21 protein-coding genes are annotated in these 17,578 nt (G+C 72.0%); 4 read left to right on the forward strand and 17 right to left on the reverse strand.

All coding sequences use genetic code 11. The annotated features are described in order from the left end of the window. Nucleotides 1-367 (forward strand): maleylpyruvate isomerase family mycothiol-dependent enzyme (locus KDK95_RS19760; protein ID WP_212519696.1); only part of this gene is annotated, 367 nt, incomplete at its 5' end. Nucleotides 368-456: 89 nt separating this feature from the next. On the opposite strand, the gene KDK95_RS19765 is transcribed toward KDK95_RS19760, so the two are convergent. The 3 genes from KDK95_RS19765 to KDK95_RS19775 form a co-directional block, all read right to left on the reverse strand. Continuing rightward, nucleotides 457-1,923: an aldehyde dehydrogenase (NADP(+)) gene (locus tag KDK95_RS19765; RefSeq protein ID WP_212519697.1), complete on the reverse strand. Its 1,467-nt coding sequence runs from the start codon at nt 1,921-1,923 to the stop codon at nt 457-459. 46 nt (nt 1,924-1,969) lie between these two features. Further along, nucleotides 1,970-2,773 carry an NAD-dependent epimerase/dehydratase family protein gene (locus KDK95_RS19770; protein WP_212519698.1) on the reverse strand — a complete coding sequence of 268 codons (804 nt, stop codon included), beginning with the start codon at nt 2,771-2,773 and terminating at the stop codon, nt 1,970-1,972. Nucleotides 2,774-2,867: 94 nt separating this feature from the next. Further along, nucleotides 2,868-3,680: an IclR family transcriptional regulator gene (locus tag KDK95_RS19775; protein ID WP_212519699.1), complete on the reverse strand. Its 813-nt coding sequence runs from the start codon at nt 3,678-3,680 to the stop codon at nt 2,868-2,870. 19 nt (nt 3,681-3,699) lie between these two features. Here KDK95_RS19775 and KDK95_RS19780 point away from each other — a divergent pair, with 19 nt between their 5' ends. Together KDK95_RS19780 and KDK95_RS19785 are read left to right on the forward strand one after the other, a co-directional pair. After that, nucleotides 3,700-4,662, forward strand: coding sequence for a 5-dehydro-4-deoxyglucarate dehydratase (locus tag KDK95_RS19780; RefSeq protein ID WP_307844483.1), 963 nt, complete (start codon nt 3,700-3,702; stop codon nt 4,660-4,662). Continuing rightward, nucleotides 4,659-5,801: a hypothetical protein gene (locus tag KDK95_RS19785; protein WP_212519700.1), complete on the forward strand. Its 1,143-nt coding sequence runs from the start codon at nt 4,659-4,661 to the stop codon at nt 5,799-5,801. Before KDK95_RS19780 ends, KDK95_RS19785 begins: the two co-directional genes overlap by 4 nt. A 252-nt stretch (nt 5,802-6,053) precedes the next feature. Here KDK95_RS19785 and KDK95_RS19790 read toward each other — a convergent pair whose 3' ends face one another. From KDK95_RS19790 to hisD, 12 genes are all read right to left on the reverse strand, one after another. Continuing rightward, nucleotides 6,054-6,635 carry a TetR/AcrR family transcriptional regulator gene (locus KDK95_RS19790; RefSeq protein ID WP_212519701.1) on the reverse strand — a complete coding sequence of 194 codons (582 nt, stop codon included), beginning with the start codon at nt 6,633-6,635 and terminating at the stop codon, nt 6,054-6,056. 4 nt (nt 6,636-6,639) lie between these two features. Beyond that, nucleotides 6,640-7,647 (reverse strand): aldo/keto reductase, encoded by a 1,008-nt coding sequence (locus KDK95_RS19795; protein WP_372463359.1) that lies wholly within the window; start codon nt 7,645-7,647, stop codon nt 6,640-6,642. Nucleotides 7,648-7,761: 114 nt separating this feature from the next. After that, entirely contained in the window at nt 7,762-8,139 is a 378-nt protein-coding gene (locus KDK95_RS19800) for a group I truncated hemoglobin (RefSeq protein ID WP_212519703.1), read from the reverse strand. 116 nt (nt 8,140-8,255) lie between these two features. Continuing rightward, a complete protein-coding gene (locus KDK95_RS19805) occupies nt 8,256-9,545 on the reverse strand; it encodes a glucarate dehydratase family protein (protein ID WP_212519704.1) in 1,290 nt (429 codons plus the stop codon). A gap of 108 nt (nt 9,546-9,653) precedes the next feature. Beyond that, the gene (gene hisF, locus KDK95_RS19810) at nt 9,654-10,424 is read right to left on the reverse strand and encodes an imidazole glycerol phosphate synthase subunit HisF (protein WP_212519705.1); all 771 of its coding nucleotides are present in this window, start codon (nt 10,422-10,424) and stop codon (nt 9,654-9,656) included. Then, entirely contained in the window at nt 10,421-10,813 is a 393-nt protein-coding gene (locus tag KDK95_RS19815; protein WP_212519706.1) for a RidA family protein, read from the reverse strand. Before KDK95_RS19815 ends, hisF begins: the two co-directional genes overlap by 4 nt. Next, nucleotides 10,810-11,547, reverse strand: a complete 738-nt coding sequence (gene priA, locus KDK95_RS19820) for a bifunctional 1-(5-phosphoribosyl)-5-((5-phosphoribosylamino)methylideneamino)imidazole-4-carboxamide isomerase/phosphoribosylanthranilate isomerase PriA (RefSeq protein WP_212519707.1) — start codon at nt 11,545-11,547, stop codon at nt 10,810-10,812. The genes KDK95_RS19815 and priA overlap by 4 nt, the downstream gene beginning before the upstream one ends. Nucleotides 11,548-11,586: 39 nt before the next feature. Further along, nucleotides 11,587-12,219: an imidazole glycerol phosphate synthase subunit HisH gene (gene hisH / locus KDK95_RS19825; RefSeq protein ID WP_249161563.1), complete on the reverse strand. Its 633-nt coding sequence runs from the start codon at nt 12,217-12,219 to the stop codon at nt 11,587-11,589. After that, nucleotides 12,216-12,377: a CG2302 family histidine operon protein gene (locus KDK95_RS19830; protein ID WP_212519709.1), complete on the reverse strand. Its 162-nt coding sequence runs from the start codon at nt 12,375-12,377 to the stop codon at nt 12,216-12,218. The genes hisH and KDK95_RS19830 overlap by 4 nt, the downstream gene beginning before the upstream one ends. After that, the gene (gene hisB / locus KDK95_RS19835) at nt 12,374-12,979 is read right to left on the reverse strand and encodes an imidazoleglycerol-phosphate dehydratase HisB (RefSeq protein WP_212519710.1); all 606 of its coding nucleotides are present in this window, start codon (nt 12,977-12,979) and stop codon (nt 12,374-12,376) included. The genes KDK95_RS19830 and hisB overlap by 4 nt, the downstream gene beginning before the upstream one ends. Then, on the reverse strand, nt 12,976-14,076 hold the full coding sequence (locus KDK95_RS19840) for a histidinol-phosphate transaminase (RefSeq protein ID WP_307844484.1): 1,101 nt from the start codon (nt 14,074-14,076) through the stop codon (nt 12,976-12,978). Before KDK95_RS19840 ends, hisB begins: the two co-directional genes overlap by 4 nt. Next, nucleotides 14,077-15,486, reverse strand: a complete 1,410-nt coding sequence (gene hisD, locus KDK95_RS19845; RefSeq protein WP_212519711.1) for a histidinol dehydrogenase — start codon at nt 15,484-15,486, stop codon at nt 14,077-14,079. It abuts the gene before it with no gap. A gap of 133 nt (nt 15,487-15,619) precedes the next feature. Here hisD and KDK95_RS19850 point away from each other — a divergent pair, with 133 nt between their 5' ends. Then, the gene (locus KDK95_RS19850; RefSeq protein WP_212519712.1) at nt 15,620-16,282 is read left to right on the forward strand and encodes an LON peptidase substrate-binding domain-containing protein; all 663 of its coding nucleotides are present in this window, start codon (nt 15,620-15,622) and stop codon (nt 16,280-16,282) included. A gap of 94 nt (nt 16,283-16,376) precedes the next feature. Here the strand turns inward: KDK95_RS19850 and ybaK are convergent, their stop codons facing one another. Together ybaK and KDK95_RS19860 are read right to left on the reverse strand one after the other, a co-directional pair. Then, nucleotides 16,377-16,886, reverse strand: a complete 510-nt coding sequence (gene ybaK / locus KDK95_RS19855) for a Cys-tRNA(Pro) deacylase (protein ID WP_212519713.1) — start codon at nt 16,884-16,886, stop codon at nt 16,377-16,379. Nucleotides 16,887-16,934: 48 nt separating this feature from the next. Further along, entirely contained in the window at nt 16,935-17,576 is a 642-nt protein-coding gene (locus tag KDK95_RS19860; RefSeq protein ID WP_212519714.1) for a DUF2567 domain-containing protein, read from the reverse strand. Between the last annotated feature and the right edge of the window lie 2 nt (nt 17,577-17,578).

Here is a 17,578-nt window from a genome sequence, read left to right on the forward strand (position 1 = left end):
CATCGACTCCGTCGCCGACGCCGCGAACACCATCGAGTTCTTCGTCCACCTCGAAGACGTCCGCCGCGCCACCCCCGACTGGAAGCCGCGCGAGCTCGACCCCGAACTCGACGACGAGATCTGGCGCCGCCTCCGCGCCGGCGTGAAGCTGCTCTTCCGCAAGGTCCCGGTGGGCGTGACCCTCGTCCGCGCCCCCCAGCAGCTGACCGTCGTCGCCAAGGCCGCCACTCCCCAGATGGTCACCGTCACCGGCACCGCCGGCGAACTGACCATGTTCTGCTATGGCCGCAAGGACGCGGCGAAGGTCGAACTGCACGGGGACGCGGCGGCGGTGGAGCGGCTGCATCGGGCTGATCTGGGGGTGTAGACCCGACGCGGCCCCGGCCCCGGCCCGGGTCACGGACGCAGGGCCGGCCACATACCGCGGCATGTGATCGGCCCTGCCCCTAAGGGGAACTAGTCCCGCAGCGTCTCCGGCAGCAGCTCGGCAGGGGCGTCCTGGTAGACGACCGGGACGAGCCAGCGGCGGATGGCGGTGGCGCCCACCGAGGTGTGGGCGGGGGCGGTGGTGGCCGGGAACGGGCCGCCGTGGTGCTGGGCGTGGGTTACGGCGACGCCGGTGGGCCAGCCGTTGAAGACGATGCGGCCGGCGATGCGCTCCAATTGGGGCAGCAGGTCGCGGGCGGCGGCGACGTCGGAGGCGTTGTCGGGGTCGAGGTGGATGGTGGAGGTGAGGTGGCCGTCGCCGACGCCCGCGGGCGCAGGGGTCTGGTCGGCGGGGTAGGTGATGATCAGGCCGACGGGGCCGAAGTGCTCCTCGCGGAGGCGCTCGGCGTTGGCGCGGAAGTCCTGCTCGCTCACCACGTAGACGGCGGGGGTGGGGGCCCAGGGGCCGTCGCCGGGCTTGCCCTCGGCGAGCAGGCGCACCCCGGGGACCCTCGCGAGGTCGTCGAGACCTGCGACGAGGCCGGAGTGGATGCGCTCGGCGAGCATCGGCGCGCCGACGGTGCCGGAGACGGCCTCGGCGATGGTCTGGAGCAGAACCTCGTCCTCGGGGACGAACATGATGCCGGGGTTGGTGCAGAACTGGCCGGAACCCTGAGTGAGCGAGCCCGCGTAGCCGCCCGCGATCTCGCTCGCGCGCTTGGCCACCGCGCCGGGGAGCACGAAGACCGGGTTGACGGAGCCGAGCTCGCCGTAGAACGGGATCGGGGTCGGCCGGTCCGCGCACAGCTTGGCGAGGGCGAGGCCGCCGCGGGTGGAGCCGGTGAAGCCGACGCCGGTGACGGCCGGGTGCTGGACCAGGTGCACGCCCGCGGCGAAGCCGAAGACGATGCCGAACACGCCGTCGGGCGCGCCGATGCCGGCCAGCGCCTGCCTGACGAGCTCCGCGGTGCGCAGCGAGGTGTGCGGGTGCGCCTCGTGCGCCTTGACGATCACCGGGCAGCCCGCGGCGAGCGCGGAGGCGGTGTCGCCGCCGGCGACGGAGAAGGCGAACGGGAAGTTGGAGGCGGCGAACACGGCGACGGGGCCGAGCGGGCGGTTGACGCGGCGCAGGTCTGGGCGCGGGCCCTCGGCGTGCTCGACGATCGTGTCCTCGTACGTCCGGTCGCGCAGCACCTGCCCGAACAGGCGCAGCTGCCCGGTCGTGCGCGCCACCTCGCCGGTCAGCCGGGGCACGCCGAGCGCGGTCTCCCGGTCGGCGAGGGCGACGAGCTCGTCGACGTGCTCGTCGAGGATCGCGGCGACGGCGTCCAGGGCCGCCGCGCGGTCGAAGCCCCGCCACGCCGGGAACGCGGCCTGTGCGGCGGCGACGAGCCGGTCCACGTCGCCGGTCGGCGTCGCCGGTACGGGCGAGCCCGCGGGCTCGCCGGTGCGCGGGTCGTAGCCCTGGATCAGTTCCAGCTCAGCAGCAGCAGTCATCAGTGGTCCTTTGCGGATGTGGGCGGCGTCTACAGGTTGTCGGCGTCTACAGGTTGTCGGCGTCGAATTCCGGCGAGCAGAAGGGGCCGCCGAGGTGCTTGAAGGCGAAGTCCGTCGTGTCGATCGGGCCGAACTCGGCGACGAGCTTGTCGTGGTAGACCTCGGCGTCGTCGTGCGACTCGTAGCCGAGTTCGCGGGCGCCGTCGAGCGAGACCCAGCCGCCGCGGGTGTTCTCGGAGACGCCGTAGACGACCCGGTAGCCGGGCTTCTCGGCCGTAAGGCAGGCCTCGAACAGCCGGCCGGCGTCGTCCGGGGAGAGCCAGGTGGACAGCGACCGCAGCGCGCGCGGTTCGGGGAAGCAGCTCAGGATGCGGATGCTGATCACGTCCATCCCGTAGCGCTTGGCGTAGAGCGCGCCGAGGGCCTCCCCGGCGACCTTCGAGACGCCGTAGTACGTGTCCGGCAGCGCGGTCACGTCCTCCCGGATCGGGAAGTCGTCCGGCGAGTGGAAGCCGACGGCGTGGTTCGAGGAGGCGAACACGACGCGCGGGACGCCGGCGCGGCGGGCGGCCTCGAAGAGCGTGTACGTGCCGTTGATGTTGACGTCGAGGATGCGCTCCCAGGGCGCCTCCCCCGATATCCCGCCGAGGTGGATGACGGCGTCGACGCCCTGGCATGCCTCGAGCATGATGTCCGGGTCCGTGACGGATCCCTGGATCACCTCCTCGCCGGCGGCCGGGGTGATCTCGGCGAGATCGAGCAGGCGCAGGGTACGGCCGGGCCGGGCGAGGCGCGGCCGCAGGATTCCGCCGACGCCGCCCGCGGCACCGGTGATGAGGATCGTGGACACGTCTCGCTCCTTCTCGGGTGAGGTGGTCAGGCGGGGAGGTGGTCAGGCGGCGCGGCGGTCGGGCGGCGCGAAGGCCGTGCTGCCCTCGGGCCCGTCATGCCGCGGTGCGCAGCATCGCGCCGAGTTCCGCTGCGTGCCGGACGACCGCTTCGGCGACGTGCGCGGCGTGATCGGCGTCGGCTAGGCGCGCGTTGGGCACGGAGCAGCTGATCGCCTCGACCGCCGGGTGCTTGTAGTCGAGCGTCGCGGCGAAGCAGCCGAGGCCCGCCGTGTTCTCGCCGCGCTCGATCGAGTACCCGCGTTCGCGGGTCTCAGCGAGGTCGGCGAACAGCGCCGCGCGGTCGGTGATCGTCTTCGGGGTGACGGCGACGAGTTCGGCCGGGAGCAGCGCGTCGACCTCCTCGTCGGTACGGTGCGCGAGCACGGCCTTGCCGAGCGAGGTGGCGTGCGCGGGCAGCCGCCGGCCGACGCGGGAGGTCAGCCGCAGCTGGTGGGCCGACTCGCGGCTGGCGAGGTAGACGATGTCGGCACCGTCGAGCCGGGCCAGGTGCACGGTCTCGTTGACCTCGGCGCGCAGGTCCTCCAGCACCCGCGTCGCGGCGCGGATCACCGGGTCGCGGTCCAGGTACGAGGTGCCGACCAGCAGTGCGCGCACGCCGATGGAGTAGCCGGTGCCGCGTCGGTCGGTCTCCACCCAGCCGCGGGCCACGAGCGTGCGCAGCAGCACGAAGAGGCTGGATTTCGGGTACGCGAGCTCCCGCTGGATTTCGCTGAGCGTCAGCGGTTCACTGGTGCGTGCGAGCAGTTCGAGCAGCTCGATCGTCCGGTCCGCCGACTTCACGGCGGCGCTCGCGCCCGGCGCCTCGGCCGCCTTGACGTGCTCTGTTCGCCGTTCTAGGGTTCCCACAGGTTCATCATACTGCACCGTGTTCACGGTTGTGAACACTCCCGAAGGGATCAGCCCCGTGCCGCCGAACGCCAGCCCCCGCCGCCTCGACGGCCTGCTGTTCTTCCCCGTCACCGCCTTCGACGCGGAGGGCCGGTTCGCTCCCGGCGTGTACCGCGAGCACGTCGAGGCGCGGCTCGCCGACGGACCCGGCGCGGTGTTCGCGGCGTGCGGCACCGGCGAGTTCCCGGCCCTCGCGCCGCAGGAGTACGAGCTGTGCGTGCGCACCGCGGCCGAGGCCGTGGGCTCGCGCGTGCCGGTGATCGGCGGCTGCGGGTACGGCACGACGCTGGCGAAGGAGTACGCGCGGGCGGCGGCGAACGCGGGAGCGGACGGACTCCTTGTCCTGCCGCCGTACAGCGCGGACGGCGGGCAGGACGGCCTGCTCCGGCATTACACCGCGCTGGCCGCGTCCACGGACCTCGACCTGATCCTCTACCAGCGCGACACGACGGTCTTCGCGCCGGAGACGGTCGCCGAGCTGGCGCAGGTGCCGAACATCGTCGGCTTCAAGGACGGCCGCGGCGATCTGGACCTGATGCTGCGGATCGTCAGCGCGGTGCGCACCGCGGGCGAGTCCGGGTTCCTGTTCTTCAACGGGATGCCGACCGCCGAGATGACGCAGCTCGCGTACCGCGCCGTCGGCGTTCCGCTGTATTCGTCGGCCGTCTTCTGCTTCGCCCCCGATATCGCGCTCGCCTTCCACCGCGCGATCGACGCCGGAGAGCAGAAGACCGTGGATACACTCATTGACGTGTTCTTCCGTCCGTACGTGCAGTTGCGCCACAAGCGGCCCGGATACGCCGTCTCGTTGGTGAAGGCGGCGACGCGCGCCGCCGGCCACGAGGTCGGAGCGGTGCGCGCACCGCTGACCGAACCGGCCCCCGAGCACGTGGCCGAACTCCTCGCGCTGCTCGACCGCACGAGGGCGGCACTCAGATGAGAGGCCTCGGGGTCAATCTCTATCCGTGGGACGTCGCGGGCGACCCGGATTGCGCCGACCGCATCGCGGATCTGGGCGCCGACCGGGTGACGTTGGCCGCCGCGTATCACACGGTCAGAGCACTGAGCCCGCGTCACCCGACCCGAAAGGTCGTCACAGCCACCCATTCGGCCGTCTACTACCATCCGGACAGCGCGCACTGGGAGGACTCGCTGCTGCGCCCGGCCGAGGCGGCGTGGGCGCCCGGGTCGTTCACGGCGGGCGCGAAGGCGCTGCAGTCCGCCGGCCTGAAGGTCTACGCGTGGACGATCCTCGCGCACAACCAGCGGCTCGGGACGATGCACCACGAGCACGCGGTCGTCAACGCGTTCGGTGATCCGTACGCGTGGGCGCTGTGCATAAACTCGCCCGAGGTGCGCACGTACTCCGCGCTGCTTGCTTCGGAGGTGGCGGGTCAGCCCCACATCGACGGCATCGAGCTCGAATCCTGCGGCTGGTACGGCTACGACCACCTGCACGCGCACGACAAGACCGGCGGCATGGCGTTCGACTCGGCGACGAAGTTCCTGCTGAACCTGTGCTTCTGCGCGGCATGCACGGCTTCTTATGCGGACGCCGGTCTCGACGGGCTGCGGGACGTGGTCCGGGCCGCACTCGCCCCGGTCTTCCTCGGCGTCGCCGAGACCGCCACGCTGCCGGCCGATCTGCTGGAAGCCGTCTCGATCCTGCGCGTGAAGCTCGCCTCCACCTACCAGGCCGAGGTCATCGCCGCGGTACGCGCCACGCGCGCCGATCTCCCGATCCTGCTGCACACCTCGCCCGACGCGCTGGCGGCCGGCGCGAACCCGGGTGCGGTGCCGGACGGAACCTTCGGCGCGGTGCTGCAGTGCGGCGGCGTGCGTTCCGATGCCGCGCTCGTCGCCCTGCACGCGTACGCCGACGCGCTCGCCAAGGCGGGAACCCCGCAGCCGCTCGCCGCGACGCTGAACATCGTGGGCGGCATGGGCTGCGACAGCGCGGGGATCGTCGACTGGGCCGAGCAGGTCCGCGCGGCCGGGGCGGACGAACTGCGGCTCTACCACGCCGGAATCGCTTCGGCGAGCGACCTCACCGCGATCAAGGCCCTGAGCCAACTCTGAAGCGCCCCCGAGCCAGGCGGTGCCTTCCAGCGGGGCGTCGGATCAGGCCGCGGCGTCTGACGCGCGCGCTCGCAAGGCGCAGGGCCAGGCGCATACTCGGTCGTCTGCAAACGTCGGATCAGGCCGCGGCGTCGGACGCGCACGCTCGCAAGGCGCAGGGGCAGGCGCATACTCGGTCGTCTGCAACCGTCCCTGCAACGCCGCGAGCATGCGTGGCGGGCGCCGCGGACCCGGCGATGCTGGGGGACGCGGCTAGGTGAGGCCGTCGAGGATCAGCGTCCAGACACGCTCGAAGTCCTCGCCGATCTTCGGGTCGGTCCACTCGTACCGGTGGGCCGGGTGGTGGAAGCGCGTCGTGGCGTGCCAGATCGCGAGTGCGCTGCCCTCGAGGGCCGAGCCGCGGAACTCGCCTGAGTCGACCCCGTCCTCGAGGATCCGGGCGATCTGGCCGGTCAGCACCCCGACATGCTCGCGGACGAGGGCCGCGTCGTCCTTGTCCACCACGGCATGGGCGCCGAACAGCTCCGGGTCCTCGCGGGCGAGGCGCTGCTTGAACTCGATCAGGGCCAGCAGCCAGCGGTGGAGCCGGTCCGCGGCGGGACCGGACTCCTCCGCGATCGGCAGCAGCTGGGCGGCCTTCTTCTCCAGGCCCTTGCGCACGACCGCGGCCCGCAGCGCCGCCTTCGTCGGGAAATGGCGGTAGACGGAGCCGTGCGAGACACCGAGGGCCTGGGCGACGTCGACCACGTTCATCTTGGTCGGACCGTACCGCCGCAGCGCCTCCTCGGCCGCCGCGAGAACCTGCTCCCGCGTGAGCGGCTCCGCCGCCATCATCCGTCTACCTCTCGCTGTCGAGTGACCGCATCTGCTCGGTCGCGTACCGGTCGCCGGCCGCCGCGTCCTTCGGGATCGCCTTCTCGATCTGCTCCAGGTCGGCCGCCGTGAGCTGCACGTCGAGCGAGCCTAGCGCCTCGGCGAGCCGGTCCCGGCGGCGGGCGCCGATCAGCGGCACGATGTCCTCGCCCTGGGCCGAGACCCACGCGATCGCGATCTGCGCGACGCTCGCGCCCTTGGCCTCGGCGATCGAGCGCAGCTCCTCGACGAGCGAGAGGTTGTGCGCCAGGTTCTCGCCCTGGAAGCGCGGGCTGGAATTGCGGAAGTCGCCGACCGCCCCGGCCCGCTCGGCGCTCCAGTGGCCGCTGATCAGGCCCCGGGAGAGCACCCCGTACGCGGTGATACCGATCCCCAACTCGCGCGTCGTCGGCAGGATCGAGGCCTCCGGGCCGCGCGAGATGAGCGAGTACTCGATCTGCAGGTCGGTGACCGGGTGCACGGCGTGCGCCCGGCGGATCGTCTCGGCGCCGACCTCGGAAAGGCCGACATGGCGCACGTAGCCTGCCTCGGTGAGCTCCGAGATCGCGCCGACCGTCTCCTCGATCGGCACCTTCGGGTCGAGCCGCGCGGGCCGGTAGACGTCGATGTACTCGACGCCGAGCCGGTTGAGCGTGTAGGCGAGCGCGGTCTTCACGGCGGCCGGCCGCGCGTCGTAGCCGAGCCAGGCGCCGTCCGGACCGCGCTGGGCGCCGAACTTCACCGAGATCCGCACGGATTCGCGCGGGATCCCCAGCTGCCGCAGCGCGCGGCCGAGCAGCATCTCGTTGTGCCCCATGCCGTAGAAGTCGCCGGTGTCCAGCAGCACCATCCCGGCGGCGACGGCGGCCTCGATCGTCGCGATGGACTCGGCCTCCTCCGCGGGCCCGTACATCCCGGACATGCCCATCAGCCCGAGCCCGAGCGCCCCGGACTCGACCGCGGCGGCGCCCGTCCCCAACGTGCGAGTGATCATCGTCATCCCCTCGTCGTATGCGTTGGCTCAAGCTTGGACTTTGGAATGACAGATGTCAATATTTGTCAGCCGCATGAGGCGGGGCCGGCGCGAGGCCGGCCCCGGGGCGGCGGGCTACGCCGTGACGATGGACCCCTTGAGCGACAGGACCGTCGAGGTCACCGCGTCGATGATGTCCACCGGGACGTGCAATTTCCACAGCACCGAGAGGAGGTAGTCGCGCACCAGCAGGAACTGGCGCTCCGTGATCCCCAGTCCGGCGTGCGCGTCGACCATGTCCCGGCCCGCGTACGCGCTCGGGCCGCCCAGGACGCTGGCGAGCAGCGCCGCCTGGTGCTTCTTCAGCTGCGCCAGGTCCGTCTCGGCGAAGAAGCCCTTGAGCTCCTCGTCGGCGAGCACGAGTTCGTAGAACTCGCCCACCGCCAGTTGCAGCGCGGGACCGCCGCCGATCCGCTCGTAGAACGACGCCGTCGCCAGCTGCCCAGTCTCCATCGCCCTGCTCCCATCCGCTCTCTCGGCCGCAATCGCGTTCGCAGAGATCTGATCGCGGCCGTGATTCGACCGTGAGGGCGGGAGGTAAAGGGGCTCGAAACATCCCCTCTCAGCCGTCAGAAGCGCGGTGTGCGCAGCTCCCAACCTGGCTCGGCCAGCCGCATCGCGGAGGCGTCGTCGCGCACCCGGACGCCGCAGTCCTCGTACTGGCGGTTGAGCCTTTCGAGGGCGTCGTAGTCCAGTTCGACGCCGAGGCCCGCGCCGCCCGGCACGAGGAGCGAGCCGGTCGCGGTGTTCCATTCGAGGGCGCCGGGACGCACGACGTCCTCGCGGGTCCACGGGGAATGCGTGTCGCAGGCGTAGTTCAGGTTCGGCACGGCCGCGGCCAGGTGCGTCATCGCGGCGAGCGAGATGCCCAGGTGCGTGTTTGAGTGCATCGACAACCCCCAGCCGAAGGTCTCGCAGATCCCCGCGAGCTTCAGCGAGGCGCGGAAGCCGCCCCAGTAGTGGTGGTCGGAGAGCACGACCCTGACCGAGTCCAGGGCCACCGCCTCGGGGATCTCCTGGAACGCGGTGACGCACATGTTGGTCGCCAGCGGGAGCGACGTGGCCCTGGCGACCTCGCCCATCCCGGGGTTGCCGCCGGTCGGGTCCTCCAGGTACTCCAGCAGGCCTTCGAGCCGCTTCGCGATGCGCTTGGAGGTCTCGACCGACCAGTTCGCGTTCGGATCCAGCCGCAGCGGGTGGCCGGGGAACGCGGCGCGCAGCGCCTCGATCGCGTCGGCCTCGGCATCCGGGTCGAACACGCCGCCCTTGAGCTTGAGCGAGGCGAAGCCGTAGGTGTCGACCATGCGCTGAGCCTGCGCGACGATGCCGGCCGGGTCGAGCGCGTCGCCCCAGTCGTCGTCCTCGTAGTCGGGGCCGGTGGCGCCGGCCGGGTGCTTGGCCCAGCGGTAGAACAGGTACGCGCTGTACGGCACCTCCTCGCGGACCGCCCCGCCGAGCAGGTCGCACACGCGCAGGCCGGTCGCCTTGCCCTGCGCGTCGAAGCAGGCCACTTCGAAAGCGCCGATCGCCTGGCCGACCGTCTTCTGCAGCGAGGCCTTGCCGACCAGGTCGGTGAGCGTACTCGGCGTCACCCCGGCGAGCGTGACCGCGACACGCTGCGTCAGGCCATTGAGGTCGAACACACTCAGCCCGATGAGCGAGGGCGCGGCCTTGCGCAGGTTGTTCAGCGTCGGGGTGTCGCCGTACGCCTCGGACAGGCCGACCACGCCCTCGTCCGTGCGCAGCTCGATGACGGCGCGAAGCTGGTAGGGCTCGTGCACGCCCGAGGCGTTGAGCAGCGGCGGGTCGAGTACCGCCACCGGAGTCACGACGACATCGGTGATCTTCGGTGCGCTCATGACGCCTCCCATTGTTCACATACGTGAACGCTATGCATAATGCTGAACGGCTTGGCTACCGCAACATATGCCGTGGGATCAGGGGCGTCAAGCGCGTCCGGGCGTGACTCAGCGCACCGGGTGGCCGGCCTCGCGCAGGGCGTCCTTGACCTGACCGATGCTCAGATCGCCGAAGTGGAAGACCGACGCGGCCAGCACCGCGTCCGCGCCCGCGGCCACGGCCGGGGCGAAGTCCTCGACCCGGCCGGCGCCGCCCGAGGCGATCACCGGGATCCTCACCTCGGCGCGCACCAGCCGGATCAGCTCCAGGTCGTAGCCGTCCTTGGTGCCGTCGGCGTCCATCGAGTTCAGCAGGATCTCGCCGGCGCCGAGCTCGGCGGCCCGGGCGGTCCACTCGACGGCGTCGATGCCCGTCGAGGTGCGCCCGCCGTGCGTGGTGACCTCGAAGCCCGACCCGGTGCTCACGCCCTCGGGGCAGCGGCGCACGTCGGCCGAGAGCACCAGGACCTGGCTGCCGAAGCGGTGCGCGATCTCGGAGATCAGCTCGGGACGCGCGATGGCGGCGGTGTTCACGCCCACCTTGTCGGCGCCCGCGCGCAGCAGCCGGTCCACGTCGTCCGGGGTGCGCACTCCCCCGCCGACGGTCAGCGGGATGAAGACCTGCTCGGCCGTGCGGCGGACCAGGTCGTAGGTCGTCTCGCGGTCCCCGCTCGAGGCGGTGACGTCCAGGAAGGTCAGCTCGTCCGCCCCGGCGGCGTCGTAGGCGCGGGCCAGCTCGACCGGGTCGCCCGCGTCGCGCAGGTCGGCGAAGTTCACGCCCTTGACCACGCGGCCGGCGTCCACGTCGAGGCAGGGGATGACGCGAACAGCCAGGGTCATGTCGATCCGTCCCGGTAGGCGTCGATCTCGACTTCGACCAGCATCTGCGGGTCGATCAGCTTGGACACGACGACCATCGTGGCCGCCGGGCGCACCGCGTCGAACAGCTCCTTGTGCGCACGGCCGACCGGCGCCATGTCGCGCGTGTGCGTGACGTACATCCGGGTGCGCACGACGTGCTCCAGGCCGAAACCGCCCTGCTTGAGCGCGGCCAGCGCGATGCCGAAGGCCTTGATCGCCTGCTGAAAGGGATCGCCCTCGTGGTGCACCACGCCGTCCTCGACCGCGGTGCAGCCGGAGACGTAGGCGTTGGGGCCGGCGATCACGGCCCGGCTGTAACCGAAGGCGTCCTCCCAGGGACCGCCCGACGCGATACGAACCACACTCAACGGGACACAGCCTCCAAGGCCTGCTCGAGGGTGAACGCGCCCGCGTACAGCGCCTTGCCCACGATAGCCCCCTCGACGCCCAGCGGCACGAGCCCGGCGAGCGCCCTGAGATCGTCGAGGCTTGACACGCCGCCGCTGGCCACCACCGGCCGGTCGGTGGCCGCGCACACCTCGCGGTAGAGCTGCACGTTCGGCCCGGCCAGCATGCCGTCCTTGTTCACGTCGGTGATGACGTAGCGCGCGCAGCCCTCCGCGTCGAGCCGGGCCATCGCCTCGAACAGCTCGCCGCCGTCGGTGGTCCAGCCGCGGCCGCGCAGCCGCCAGGAGCCGTCCTCCAGCTTGCAGTCCAGGCCCACCGCGATCCGGTCGCCGTACTCGGCGATGGCCTTGGCGACCCACTCGGGCTGCTCCATCGCCGCGGTGCCCAGGTTGACCCGGGTGCAGCCGGTGGCGAGGGCCGCGCGCAGCGACTCGTCGTCCCTGATGCCGCCGGACAGCTCGACCTTGACGTCCAGCGCGGCGACGACGGAGGCGAGCAGCTCCCGGTTGGAGCCGCGTCCGAAGGCGGCGTCGAGGTCGACCAGGTGCACCCACTCGGCTCCCGCGGACTGCCAGGCCAGCGCGGCCTCCAGGGGCGCGCCGTACGACGTGGCGGTGCCCGCCTCGCCGCGCACCAGCCGGACCGCCGCTCCGCCCTCGACGTCCACGGCGGGCAGGAGTTCGAGCTTCGACATGCCGGGGGTTCCTTCGCTAAATCAGGCTGAATCTGGGTGTCAGAGCGTCTTGATCCAGTTGGCGAGCAGCTGGGCGCCCGCGTCGCCGGACTTCTCCGGGTGGAACTGGGCGGCCCACAGCGGGCCGTTCTCCACGGCGGCGACGAACGGCCGCGCGCCGTAGTCGCACCAGGCGACCTTCGGCGTGGCCAGCGCGCCGGTGTCGTTCAGGTGCCACTCCTGCGCCGCGTAGGAGTGCACGAAGTAGAACCGGGTGCCTTCGTCGAGCCCTGCGAACATGGTGCTGTCCTCGGGGACGGTCACCGAGTTCCAGCCCATGTGCGGCACGACGGGCGCCTCGAGCCGGGCGATCGTCCCCGGCCACTCGCCGCAGCCCTCGGTCTCCACGCCGTGCTCGATGCCGCGCTCGAACAGGATCTGCATGCCGACGCAGACGCCGATGACCGGTCGCCCGCCGGCCAGCCGGCGCCCGATGATCCGGTGGCCGAGCACCCCGCGAAGCCCCTCCATGCAGGCCGCGTAGGCGCCGACGCCGGGCACGAACAGCCCGTCCGCGTTGACGCAGGTGTCGAAGTCGGAGGTCACGGTGACGTCCACGCCGTGCCGGGCCACCGCTCGTTCGGCCGAGCGGATGTTGCCTGAGCCGTAGTCGAGGATCGCGACCGTCGTCATTTCCACCTCATGACACCGGAGGCGATGGCGAGCGCACTGCACACCGCGAGCATCCCGATGACGGTCTTCGGCAGCCCCTGCTTGACGAACGAGATCACCCCGCCGAGCAGGAACAGACCGAGCAGAATGAGCAGCGCCGCGCTGTAGCTGTTGGTCACAGGACACCCTTCGTGGACGGGACGCCGGTCACCCTCGGGTCGAGCGCGCAGGCGTCCCGCAGCGCCCGCGCCACCGCCTTGAACTGGGCTTCGACGATGTGGTGCGCGTTGCGCCCGTAGGGCACGCGCACGTGCAGGCAGATCTGGGCCTGGGCGATGAAGGACTCGAAGATGTGCCGGGTCAGGGTCGTGTCGTACGCCCCGATCATCGGCGCCATCCGCTCGGGCTCCTCGTGCACCAGGTACGGCCGGCCGGACAGGTCGACGACGGCCTCGGCCAGCGTCTCGTCCAGCGGCACGGACGCGTTGGCGAAGCGGCGGATCCCGGCCTTGTCCCCCAAGGCCTCCCGGAAGGCGCCGCCGAGCGCGAGCGCGGTGTCCTCGACCGTGTGGTGCGAGTCCACGTGCAGGTCGCCGGTGGTCTTCACGAGCAGGTCGAACAGGCCGTGCTTGGCCAGCTGGGCGAGCATGTGGTCGTAGAAGCCGACGCCCGTGTCGATGTCCGCGACGCCGGTGCCGTCGAGGTCGACCTCGACCAGGACGCTGGACTCCTTCGTGGTCCGGGCGACCCGGCCGTAACGCCGGTGACGGGTCTCGCTCACGAATTCTCCTCGGTCAAGATCTCCCGGAGGCCATCCAGGAACGCGGTGGTCTCTTCGACGGTGCCCGCCGTCACGCGCAGCTTATTGGGCAGCAGTCCCTCGCGGACGAGCACCCCCCGGTCCAGCAGCGCCTGCCAGACCGCGTGGGCGTCCGGGAAGTCCCCGAACGCGACGAAGTTCGCGTCGGAGGGGACGACGTCCAGGCCGAGCGCGGTCAGCTCCGCGACGATCCGGTCGCGCTGGGCCTTCACCGCGTCGACCGTCCCGAGCAGCTCGGCGGTGTGCGCGAGCGCAGTGCGCGCGACGGCCTGGGTGAACGCGGACAGGTGGTACGGCAGGCGCACCAGCAGCAGCGCGTCGATCACGGCCGGGTCGGCGGCGAGGTAGCCGATCCGCGCGCCGGCCATGGCGAAGGCCTTCGACATGGTGCGGGTCACGATCAGCCGCGGGCGGCCCGGGAGCAGCGTGAGCGCGGAGGGCGTGCCCGGCCGGAAGAACTCGGCGTACGCCTCGTCGATCACGACCATGCCGGGCGCCGCATCGACGACGGCCTCGACCAGCTCCATCGGCGCGGCGGTGCCGGTCGGGTTGTTCGGCGAGGTGAGGAACACGATGTCCGGCCGGTGGCGCTCGATCGCGGCCGCCGCGGCGGCCGGGTCCAGCGTGAAGTCGGCCGAGCGCGGCTCGGAGATCCAGGTCGTCCCGGTGGCCAGCGCGATCAGCCGGTGCATCGAGTAGGAGGGCTCGAAGCCCAGCGCGCTGCGGCCGGAGCCGCCGAAGCACTGCAGGATCTGCTGGATGATCTCGTTCGACCCGTTGGCGGCCCACAGGTTCCCGCCGACCAGGCCGTGCCCGAGGTACTGGGCGAGGTCCTTGCGCAGCTCCTCGGCGTCCCGGTCCGGGTAGCGGTTCGCCCCGGCGGCGGCGTGCGCGGCGGCCTCGGCGAGGTCGGCCACCAGCGCGGCGGACGGCGGGTACGGGTTCTCGTTCGTGTTCAGCAGGTACGGCACGTCCAGCTGCGGCGCGCCGTAGGGCGACAGGCCGCGCAGGTCGTCCCGGATCGGCAGGTCCCGCCAGGTGAGCACGGGCTCGGACACTCAGTCCTCCAGGGGCTGGTCGACGGGGTCGGTGCGCGGAGGCTCGACGGCGTCGGCGGCCTCCGGCCGGGCCGCGGCCGGAGCAGGCTGCTCCGGCTGGCGGCGGGCGAGCACGGCCTCGCCGTGCGCGGGCAGGTCCTCGGCGTTCGCGAGGGTGACGACGTGCGGCGCGACCTCGGCCAGCGCGGGCTCGTTGTACTCCACGATGTGGATGCCCTTGAGGAAGCTCTGCACCGACAGGCCGGAGCTGTGGCAGGCGCAGCCGCCGGTGGGCAGCACGTGGTTGGAGCCGGCGCAGTAGTCGCCGAGCGAGACCGGCGAGTAGGGGCCGACGAAGATGGCGCCGGCGTTGCGCACCCGTCCGGCCCAGACGCGGGCGTTCGAGGTCTGGATCTCCAGGTGCTCGGCCGCGTAGCCGTCCACCACGGCCAGGCCCGCCTCCAGGTCGTCCACCAGGATCAGCGCGGACTGCCGGCCGCCGAGCGCCTGGGTGATCCGCTCCCGGTGCTTGGTCGCCGCGACCCGGTTCTCCAGCTCCAGGTCGACGGCCTCGATCAGCGCGGGCGAGTCGGTGACCAGCACGGCCGCGGCCATCGGGTCGTGCTCGGCCTGGCTGATCAGGTCGGCCGCGACGTGGCCCGGGTCGGCGGACAGGTCGGCGAGGATCGCGATCTCGGTCGGGCCGGCCTCGGTGTCGATGCCGATCCGCCCCTTGAGCAGCCGCTTGGCCGCGGCGACGTAGATGTTTCCCGGCCCGGTGACGATGTCGACCGGGCGGCAGCCGGTCTCGCCCGGCCCCGACCCGTACGCGAACATGGCGATCGCCTGCGCGCCGCCGACCGCGTAGACCTCCTCGACGCCGAGCAGCGCGCACGCCGCCAGGATCGTCGGGTGCGGCAGGCCGCCGAACTCGCGCTGCGGCGGCGAGGCGACCGCGATCTGCTCCACGCCCGCGACCTGCGCCGGGATCACGTTCATCACCACCGAGGAGGGCAGCACCGCGAGGCCGCCGGGCACGTACAGGCCCGCGCGCCGGATCGGCACCCAGCGCTCCGTGACCATTCCGCCGGGCACCACGACCGTCTGCACGTCGCGCCGCTTCTGGTCGGTGTGCACCTTGCGGGCGCGCCGGATGGACTCCTCGAGCGCGGCCCTGATCTGCGGGTCGAGCCCGGTCAGCGCCTGCGCGATGGCGTCCGCGGACACCCGCAGCGAGCGCAGCCGCACGCCGTCGAACCGCTCGCCGTATTCGATCAGCGCCGCCTCGCCGCGATGGCGGACGTCTTCGCAGATCGGCCGGACGGTCTCGACGGCCGCCTCGATGTCGAACTCGGCCCGCGGCACCAGCGTGCGCACGTCGAGGTTCGCCGAACGCAGGTCCATTCCACGCAAATCGATACGGTTGATCACACAACCAGTGTAGATGCCTCTCACCCGCTGCTTGCGCGGATATCCATATGGTGAGCGAGGCGTCGGCGCCGCGGCCCGAAGGGGTTCGCCGAGCCGTGCGGATTCCCGGCTCCGCACGCCTTACGCTATGGGCATGCCGACGACGCTGCCCCTGTTCCCGCTCGGCTCGGTGCTCTTCCCCGGAGTGGTCATGCCGCTCCGCGTCTTCGAACCCAGGTACCGCCAGCTGGTCGAGGACCTGCAGGCGCTGCCCGAGGGCGCGGACCAGCGCTTCGGCGTCGTCGCCATCAAGGACGGCCGAGAGGTCGGCGAAGGCAGCGTCCGCAGCGTCTACGAGTACGGCTGCTCCGCCCAGATCTCCGCCGTCGACGCCGCCGACGACGGCTCGTACTCGCTGGTCACGACGGGAGTGGAGCGCTTCCGCGTGCTCTCCGCCGACCTGGCCGGCGCCCCGTACCCCACCGGCGAGGTCGAGTTCCTCGACGACGTCCCCGGCGAGGACGCCGACTCCCTGCGCACCCCCGCCACCGCCCAGTTCCTCGCCTACCAGCGCGCCCTCTCCGGCCTGCGCGGCGTGCGGGTGGGCCCGCTCCCCCAGCTCCCCGACGACGCGACGGTGCTCTCGTACCTGATCGCCGCCACCATGATCATCGACGTCCGCGAGAAGCACTCCCTCCTCGCCGCCGCCGACACCGCCACCCGCCTGCGCCGCGAGCAGGCCCTGCTCCGCCGCGAGGCCCTGCTGATCCAGGAGCTGCGCTCCCTGCCGGCGGTGGACCTGCTGAAGCGGGACTGAGGTCGCTTTAGTCGGTAGGCGGGGCCGGTAGCTGACGAACGACGACCGCGCTGGAACCGCGACCGACGCGAACGACTCCGCCGGTGATGTCGCCCTAGCCCCGCCCGATCGGCGCCGTCACCGCGGCCGTGAGCCGGACCAGGTCCGCCGGGGCGAGCTCGATCTCGAAGCCGCGGCGGCCGCCGGAGCAGTAGACGGCCTCGTGCTCGAGCGCCGAGTCGTCGACGACGGTGCGCAACTGCTTGCGCTGGCCCAGCGGCGAGATGCCGCCGAGGACGTAGCCGGTGGAGCGTTCGGCGGCGGCGGGGTCGGCCATGGCGGCCTTCTTGCCGCCTACCGCGGTGGCCAGGGCCTTGAGGTCGAGGGAGCCGGAGACCGGGACCACGGCGACCGTCAGCTTGCCGTCGACGTCGGCGAGCAGGGTTTTGAAGACGCGCTCGGGGACGACGCCCATCGCTTCGGCGGCCTCGGTGCCGAAGTTGCCGTTGGCGGGGTCGTGCTCGTAGCTGTGCGTCTCGAAGGGGACGCCGGCCTTCGTCAGCGCCACCGTCGCCGGGGTGCCCGCGCCCGCTGTCCTGTTCGCCGCCTTGCCGTTCTTCGCCACGGCCGCAAGATTACCGGCCGCCGCGACGGCCGCTCGCCGGACGCCGCGTCACCGCGCCGCCGGGTCCTCCGGACCTGGCGCGGTCAGGTCGACCGGGTCGGCCCAGCCGGGGAAGGACTCCGGCTGCTGCGGCTCGGGGTCGGCCGGGCCGAAGATGAGCATCAGCAGGAAGTACAGGCCGACGGCGACAGCCGGCCAGAGCCAGATGACGCCGGTCGCGCTCAGTTGCAGCGGGAGGTCGAAGGTGCCGTTGTTGGGGATGTTCTCCGCCGCCTTGACGATGGAGCCGCGGCCGGGGCCGAGCCAGGTGCCGAACCAGGCGGCGAAGTAGGCGGCGCCGATGCCGGCTCCGGCGAGGGCGAGGGCGGCGCCGACGGGGCCGCGGCGGCGGAACCAGGTGAAGGCGACGATCGCGAGCAGGATGCCGGCGACGGCGGCGCAGATGCCGAAGGTGCCGTCCTGGCCGACGAAGCCCTTGGTCTCGGCGTTCGCGTAGTAGGCGGACTTCTCTCCGTTCGAGATGCTCACCACGCCCTGCACCGTCGGCGCGATCGCGCGCCAGATCACGGCTACCAGGACCCCGGCGACCATGGACAGCGCGCCCAGCAGCAGCGCGCTCCACACCTCGCCGCGCCACCAGGGCTTCCCGGTCTCGAACGCGGGCGACGTGGGCGCTATCTCGGTACTCATCG

Source organism: Actinospica acidithermotolerans (assembly GCF_018139625.1).
GTDB classification, from domain to species: Bacteria; Actinomycetota; Actinomycetes; order Streptomycetales; family Catenulisporaceae; genus Actinospica; species Actinospica acidithermotolerans.

Bases quoted from the DNA above. Each gene is read 5' to 3' on its own strand.
- priA (WP_212519707.1), bottom strand. From the start codon at position 11,547: ATGTCGAAGCTCGAACTCCTGCCCGCCGTGGACGTCGAGGGCGGAGCG.
- hisF (WP_212519705.1), bottom strand. From the start codon at position 10,424: ATGACCCTGGCTGTTCGCGTCATCCCCTGCCTCGACGTGGACGCCGGC.
- KDK95_RS19790 (WP_212519701.1), bottom strand. From the start codon at position 6,635: ATGATGGCGGCGGAGCCGCTCACGCGGGAGCAGGTTCTCGCGGCGGCC.
- KDK95_RS19805 (WP_212519704.1), bottom strand. From the start codon at position 9,545: ATGAGCGCACCGAAGATCACCGATGTCGTCGTGACTCCGGTGGCGGTA.
- hisH (WP_249161563.1), bottom strand. From the start codon at position 12,219: ATGACGACGGTCGCGATCCTCGACTACGGCTCAGGCAACATCCGCTCG.
- KDK95_RS19785 (WP_212519700.1), top strand. From the start codon at position 4,659: ATGAGAGGCCTCGGGGTCAATCTCTATCCGTGGGACGTCGCGGGCGAC.
- KDK95_RS19850 (WP_212519712.1), top strand. From the start codon at position 15,620: ATGCCGACGACGCTGCCCCTGTTCCCGCTCGGCTCGGTGCTCTTCCCC.
- KDK95_RS19765 (WP_212519697.1), bottom strand. From the start codon at position 1,923: ATGACTGCTGCTGCTGAGCTGGAACTGATCCAGGGCTACGACCCGCGC.
- KDK95_RS19795 (WP_372463359.1), bottom strand. From the start codon at position 7,647: ATGATCACTCGCACGTTGGGGACGGGCGCCGCCGCGGTCGAGTCCGGG.
- KDK95_RS19800 (WP_212519703.1), bottom strand. From the start codon at position 8,139: ATGGAGACTGGGCAGCTGGCGACGGCGTCGTTCTACGAGCGGATCGGC.
- KDK95_RS19860 (WP_212519714.1), bottom strand. From the start codon at position 17,576: ATGAGTACCGAGATAGCGCCCACGTCGCCCGCGTTCGAGACCGGGAAG.